This is a genomic window from uncultured Nitratireductor sp., from assembly GCF_913053745.1.
In the GTDB taxonomy this organism is placed as follows: Bacteria; Pseudomonadota; Alphaproteobacteria; order Rhizobiales; family Rhizobiaceae; genus Nitratireductor.
The window spans coordinates 1-6,600 of record NZ_CAJXGF010000206.1 but is presented as its reverse complement, the minus strand read 5'-3'; the positions used below and the strand labels follow the sequence as shown (position 1 = coordinate 6,600).

7 protein-coding genes and 1 pseudogene are annotated in these 6,600 nt (G+C 62.0%); 4 read left to right on the top strand and 4 right to left on the bottom strand.

The features are described from left to right. The 4 genes and pseudogenes from QZ638_RS21810 to QZ638_RS21795 form a co-directional block, all read right to left on the bottom strand. Window positions 1-233, bottom strand: a pseudogene (locus tag QZ638_RS21810) (signal recognition particle-docking protein FtsY); the annotation flags it as partial. A gap of 5 nt (window positions 234-238) precedes the next feature. After that, window positions 239-1,522: a tRNA (N(6)-L-threonylcarbamoyladenosine(37)-C(2))-methylthiotransferase MtaB gene (mtaB, locus tag QZ638_RS21805; protein ID WP_295814469.1), complete on the bottom strand. Its 1,284-nt coding sequence runs from the start codon at window positions 1,520-1,522 to the stop codon at window positions 239-241. Then, window positions 1,523-2,404, bottom strand: a complete 882-nt coding sequence (dapF, locus tag QZ638_RS21800; protein WP_295814465.1) for a diaminopimelate epimerase — start codon at window positions 2,402-2,404, stop codon at window positions 1,523-1,525. It lies immediately after the preceding gene. Window positions 2,405-2,494: 90 nt separating this feature from the next. Continuing rightward, window positions 2,495-2,656 carry a DUF1328 family protein gene (locus QZ638_RS21795; RefSeq protein ID WP_229449847.1) on the bottom strand — a complete coding sequence of 54 codons (162 nt, stop codon included), beginning with the start codon at window positions 2,654-2,656 and terminating at the stop codon, window positions 2,495-2,497. A 315-nt stretch (window positions 2,657-2,971) separates the two neighbouring features. Here QZ638_RS21795 and QZ638_RS21790 point away from each other — a divergent pair, with 315 nt between their 5' ends. The 4 genes from QZ638_RS21790 to QZ638_RS21775 all read left to right on the top strand — a co-directional run. Then, entirely contained in the window at window positions 2,972-3,511 is a 540-nt protein-coding gene (locus QZ638_RS21790) for a protease inhibitor Inh/omp19 family protein (protein WP_295814460.1), read from the top strand. 50 nt (window positions 3,512-3,561) lie between these two features. Then, window positions 3,562-4,767: a cell division protein ZapE gene (zapE, locus tag QZ638_RS21785; RefSeq protein WP_295814458.1), complete on the top strand. Its 1,206-nt coding sequence runs from the start codon at window positions 3,562-3,564 to the stop codon at window positions 4,765-4,767. A 344-nt stretch (window positions 4,768-5,111) separates the two neighbouring features. Continuing rightward, window positions 5,112-6,077 carry a malate dehydrogenase gene (gene mdh / locus QZ638_RS21780; protein ID WP_295814455.1) on the top strand — a complete coding sequence of 322 codons (966 nt, stop codon included), beginning with the start codon at window positions 5,112-5,114 and terminating at the stop codon, window positions 6,075-6,077. A 13-nt stretch (window positions 6,078-6,090) separates the two neighbouring features. Next, the coding region (locus QZ638_RS21775) for an ATP-grasp domain-containing protein (RefSeq protein WP_366936273.1) at window positions 6,091-6,600 on the top strand (510 nt) is incomplete at its 3' end.

Genomic DNA, 6,600 nt, shown 5'->3' with positions numbered 1-6,600 from the left:
TCTGGCTCTGGCTCTGGCTCTGGCTCTGGCTCTGGCTCTGGCTCTGGAACGACCTCAGGGGCGGGTGTTGGGGTCGTCAAGGCCTCGGACGAACCGGCAACGGCGTTTTCCTCAGCCGATTGCGTCGTAACGCCGGCTTCCGGCGCATCGGTTTCGGCCGCTTCGTCGGAGGGCGTCTCCTCGACCTGCTTCTTGCCGAAAGAGAAGACCTTCTTGATAAATCCGAATGCCATGCCTGCTATGCCGCTTCCTGTGTGACCGCGACCGCAGTGAGCCGCTCCCCGTCGTGGCCGGTGATCCGCGCATCGACAATTTGCCCGGGCCGGCCCTCATCAAGCGCGGCCAGCGTAAAGCCTTCCGTGCGGCCAAGTCCCGACCGCTCGATCAAAATGCGCTGACGGGTGCCCCCGAGCGCGGCCAGATGCCGTTCGTAAGCCGCATCGCCCACAGCGCGCAAACGCGCGGCGCGCTGCTTCACCAGACCACGCTCCAACTGCGGCATGCGGGCTGCCGGCGTGCCCTCGCGCGGGCTGAAGGGAAAGACATGAAGATGCGTCAGACCGCATTCCTCAACGATCTTCAGCGAATTCTCGAACATGGCGTCGGTCTCGGTCGGGAAGCCGGCGATGATGTCGGCACCGAACACCGCATCGGGACGCAGCGCGCGAACGCGCTGACAAAACTCTATCGCATCGGCGCGCAGATGGCGGCGCTTCATGCGCTTCAGGATCATGTCGTCGCCGTGCTGCAGCGACAGGTGGAGATGCGGCATCAGCCGCTCCTCTTCCGCCAGCGCGCGCATCAGTTCCTCATCCGCCTCGATGGAATCGATGGAGGAAAGGCGAAGCCGCATCAGTTCCGGTACCTCGCGCAGAATGGTGGAGACCAGCCGTCCGAGGCGTGGACTGCCAGGCAGATCGGCCCCGAAGCTGGTGAGATCCACGCCGGTGAGCACCACTTCGCCATAGCCATTGCCGACAAGCTGGCGCACCTGGTCAACCACAGCGCCCATAGGCACGGAGCGCGAATTGCCACGGCCATAGGGGATAATGCAGAAAGTGCAGCGATGATCGCAGCCATTCTGCACCTGCACGAAGGCGCGCGCGCGGCCTTCGATGGATTTGACCATGTGCGATGCGGTCTCGCGCACTTCCATGATGTCGTTGACGCGGACCTTCTCGAACTGGTTCACGCCGAAATCCGGCAGGGCGCGGTAATTGTGAGCCTTGAGCTTTTCCTCATTGCCGAGAACGAGGTCCACCTCGTTCATGGCGTCGAAAGTGCCCGGCTCCGTCTGTGCGGCGCAGCCGGTGACGATGATGCGGGCGTCCGGATTCTCGCGACGCGCCTTGCGGATCGCCTGCCGCGCCTGGCGCACCGCCTCGCCGGTGACGGCGCAGGTGTTGATGACAACCGCCCCGCCAGCCAGTTCCTCAAGCCCGGCTTCCTTCGCCTCGCGCTTGATGACCTCGGACTCGTAGGCGTTCAGCCGGCAGCCGAATGTCATGACATCCACCGCCATTCAGGCCGCTCCCTCGGTCTCACGCTCCCAGGCGCCGGTGGCGGGGTCGAACCGGCCGGAGAACTCCCATTCGGCGGGACCGGTCATTACGACGTGATCGTCTTCGCGCCACAGAATATCGAGCGGTCCACCCGGCAGGGTAACGGTGACATGGCGCCCCGTACGGCCGGTGCGCGCGGCGGAAACGGCGGCCGCACAGGCAGCCGACCCGCAGGCGAGGGTCAGCCCTGCCCCGCGCTCCCATGTACGCAGGGTCAAAGCGTCATTGGCGGTCACCCGCGCAACAGAGATGTTGGCGCGCTCGGGAAAGATCGGATGGTTTTCGAGCAACGGGCCGAAGCGCTCCAGATCGTATGCGCTAACATCTCCGTCGACCCAGAAGATCGCATGCGGATTGCCCATGGAGACGACTGAAGGCGAATGCAACACCGGCGCGTCGATGGGCCCGGCCTGCAACTCGATCATGCGTGTGTCGCGGAACTCTTCGGCAAGCGGAATATCCTCCCAGCCGAAACGCGGTTTGCCCATGTCGACCGAAATCAGGCCATCCTCATGCTCCTCGGCATTGAGGATGCCGGCGACGGTCTGGAAGGTGAAAACTTTCTGCCCGGTTTCGGCGGCGAGCGCCTGAACCACGCAGCGCGTGCCGTTCCCGCACGCCTGCGCCTGACTGCCATCGGAGTTTAGGATTTCGATATAGTTGTGCGTGCCGGCGACGCGCGCATCGTGGATCGCCATGATCTGGTCGAACCGGGTCGCGGGATCGGCATTGAGCGCGCGGGCGGCTTCGGGCGAAACCCTGTCCGCGCGCCCGCGCATATCGGCAACGATGATTGCGTTGCCGAGGCCGTTCATCTTCGCAAATTCTGCCTCGCGCGCCATTGCGGCTCCAAAACCTTACGTCTCAGGCGCCTATATGGCTGATGATGGGCAAAATTACCAGACAATCGACCTCATCCATCGACCGGGATGTCAAGCGATGGCGACAATGCCGAGCACCGCGAGCAGGAACAGGACCAGCACCACGGCGATCAGGAGTTTTGCGCCGGTCATCGCCGCACCTGCAAGACTGTTCATGCCCAACAGGCCCGCGACAGCAGCGACGATCAAGAGAATGAGAATCCATTTCAGCATTTTCTGCCCTCCTTTGTGGCGCTGCCGCGGCCCTCTCGCCGCCTGTTTGCCGCTCTCCGGCCCGGACAAAGGATGGACGCGCGGAGCGCTCAGCGCCTGTTGAGCTCTTTCAACGCCGAAGGGGGATGCTGGTTCCCGAAACATCGAAGCGACGGTGTGAAAACTGTTGCCGATAAGAAACAGTTACGGAACGACCTGCGTGAAACCGGTTCTTAACCATGGGTGAGCTGTTATAATCGCCAAACTTCGCCACGATCGAACGTTAATGGAACCGATCTGGACGCTAGTGCATTGGTCGCGCAACGGAGAAACGGCATGCCGCATAACAAAACCGCACTTCTGGCAGTATCGCTGATGGCACTGGCGCTGGCCGGTTGTCAGAGCGACCGGTTCTCATCCATGAACAATCGCGCGCCGGAGCCGCTTCCATCCGCGCCATCGGGCGTGGTGACCTCCAACCAGTTGCCGCCGCCCTCCTCCACACCCGCACCGGCAAACCCGTCTCAGTTCCCCGAAGCGCCACAACAGCAGCAACAGCAAACGCAGATGGCCGCCATCGATCCGAGCACCGCAGCCGAGGTTTCGACGGGCAGCGTTGCCGGTGTCTGGAGCGTGAACGTCGCCGGCCAGTCGTGCCGGGTCGCAACGCCGCAGACCAAATTCGGCTCCGGTTACCGCGCCGGTCCGCTGCGCTGCCCCGCGCCGATAGACGGCGTGAAATCGTGGAATGTCGAGGGCAAACAACTCGCTTTCTACGACGCAAACGGCAGTGTTTTGGCAACGCTCTATTCTTCAGGCTCGGGCCGCTTCGACGGACAGACAACGTCCGGTCAGCCCATCTCGCTGTCGCGCTGAACCAGATCACCAACACATTTTCGGCCAAAGGGCCAAATTGAAAGCCTGACATGACGCTGCGTGACGGTCTCGTAACCCATCCATCCGTCACACAGCGTTACGGACATCTGGTCGAGACGGGCAAGATCTCGCGCGATCCGGTGCAGGAGAAAATCGCCGGTGCGCTCGACCGGCTGATCGGCGAGATCGCGGACAAGCGGTTGGCGCGCAAGTCTAGCGCGCTCGGCTGGCTGTTCGCCAAGCGCCGCAAGCCACAGGAACCGGTACGCGGGCTCTATATCCATGGCGGCGTCGGGCGCGGCAAGACGATGCTCATGGACTTGTTTCACGAACTGGTTCCTGTGGATCACAAACGGCGCGCCCACTTCAACGACTTCATGGCGGATGTGCATGACCGGATCGGTCGGCATCGCGCGGCACTGAAAGCCGGCGAAACACAGGACACCGACCCGATCCCGCCCGTCGCGGCCGCTCTGGCGAAGGATGCCTGGGTCCTTTGTTTCGACGAGTTTACCGTTACCGATATTGCCGACGCGATGATTTTATCGCGCCTTTTCTCAGCGCTTTTCGACCAGGGTGTCGTGCTGGTGGCAACGTCCAACGTCGCGCCGGACGATCTTTACAAGGACGGCCTGAACCGCGGGCTTTTCCTGCCGTTTATCGGCATTCTCAAAGAAAACACACGCATCCTCGAACTGGATATCGACACCGATTACCGGATGCAGAAGCTCAACCGCATTCCCGTTTACATGACACCGGACGATGCGGAATCCGAGCGGCAGATGAACGATGCCTGGAACACGGTCGTGGACGGACGAACCGTCGAACCGTCAGCGCTGACGGTGAAGGGACGCACGGTGCCGGTGCCGCGGGCGGCCGGCACGGCCGCGCGATTCGACTTCGCGGAACTTTGCGAGAAGCCCCTTGGCGCGCGTGACTATCTGGCTATCGCCGGCGCGTATGACACGATCTTCATCGACCATGTGCCGACAATGGATAAGCGGCGTCGGAACGAAGCGAAGCGCTTTATCCTGCTGATCGACACGCTCTACGACGCCGAGGCCCGTGTGTTCATCTCGGCAGAGGCCACACCCGAAGCGCTTTACACGGAGAAAGACGGCACAGAAGCGTTCGAATTCGACCGCACCGCCTCGCGGCTGATCGAAATGCAAAGCCGGGACTGGCTGGCACGGACGAGCGCGCGAGCCGAAGGGGAAGCGACCGCAGTCGATGGTCAGACACAGAGAAGAGCTTGAGGTCTCGTGAGGCCGAAAAGCGCCCGAAGCGGTGGCGCACTGATTGCGTTTGCACAGTTTTGAGGCAAAATTCTTACGTTTACGTAATCCCCGAACTGTCTAAACGATTGAATTTTTTGACAGTGTAAGAACCGGTTGAATTTTCCTGCCAGTATGCTTATTCCAGAGATGCTTATGAAACGGGCCACGCCACGAGTTTGCCGTGCCTTTCGGGAATGAAAGCGGCAGGACGTAGGCCCGATCTATCGGTGTGACACGACACAGGCAAAACGCGACGCGCGCATTTTTCTTCACACATTCATCTCACCACCTATCCTTTCGACACAAGGGGGAATTCTAACCACATGGCACGCGACAAGATCGCTCTTATCGGCTCCGGCATGATCGGTGGAACGCTCGCACATCTGGCGGGCTTGAAGGAACTGGGCGACGTCGTCCTGTTCGACATTGCCGAGGGCATTCCCCAGGGCAAAGGGCTGGACATCGCCGAATCCTCGCCGGTAGAGGGCTTCGATGCCAAGATGGTTGGCGCCAACGACTACGCAGCCATCGAGGGCGCGGATGTCTGCATCGTCACCGCCGGCGTCGCCCGCAAGCCGGGCATGAGCCGCGACGACCTTCTGGGCATCAACCTGAAAGTCATGGAACAGGTCGGCGCGGGCATCAAGAAATACGCCCCCAACGCTTTCGTCATCTGCATCACCAATCCGCTCGACGCCATGGTCTGGGCGCTGCAGAAGTTCTCCGGCCTGCCGAAGAGCCATGTGGTCGGCATGGCCGGCGTGCTGGACTCGGCGCGCTTCCGCTACTTCCTGTCGGAAGAGTTCAAGGTCTCCGTCGAAGACGTGACGGCCTTCGTTCTCGGCGGCCACGGCGATTCCATGGTGCCGCTGACGCGTTACTCCACGGTTGCCGGCATTCCGATCCCGGATCTGGTCAAGATGGGCTGGACCTCCAAGGAAAAGATCGACGAGATCGTGCAGCGCACCCGTGACGGCGGCGCGGAGATCGTCGGCCTGCTGAAGACCGGCTCCGCCTATTACGCCCCGGCCTCCTCGGCGATCGCCATGGCCGAGAGCTATCTCAAGGACAAGAAGCGTGTCCTGCCTTGCGCCGCGCATCTCTCCGGTCAATACGGCGTCAAGGACATGTATGTCGGCGTGCCGTCGGTGATCGGCGCTGGCGGTGTCGAGCGCGTCATCGAGATCGACCTGAACAAGAACGAGCAGAAGATGTTCGACAAGTCCGTCGAGGCCGTCGCCGGCCTTTGCGAGGCCTGCGCCAACATCGCGCCCAACCTGAAGAAGTAGGAGTAGGCCTCCAATGAACATTCACGAGTATCAAGCCAAGCAGCTTTTGAAGGGCTATGGCGCACCGGTGGCCGATGGTGTGCCGGTGTTCGAAAAGGGCGAAGCCGAAGCTGCCGCGAAGAAGCTTCCCGGACCGCTCTATGTGGTGAAGAGCCAGATCCACGCCGGTGGGCGCGGCAAAGGCAAATTCACGGAACTCGGCCCTGACGCGAAGGGCGGCGTGCGGCTTGCCAAGAGCGTCGAGGAAGTCGTGGCGCACACCAACGAGATGCTGGGCAACACGCTCGTCACAAAGCAGACCGGCCCGGCCGGCAAGCAGGTCAACCGCCTCTATATCGAGGACGGCGCGGACATCGACCGCGAGCTTTACCTCTCCATCCTCATCGACCGCACCGTCGGTCGTCCGGCCTTCGTCGTTTCCACCGAGGGCGGTATGGACATCGAGGCCGTGGCCGAAGAGACGCCCGAAAAGATCCTCACACTCGCCATCGACCCGGAAGCGGGTGTGACGGCAGGCGATGTG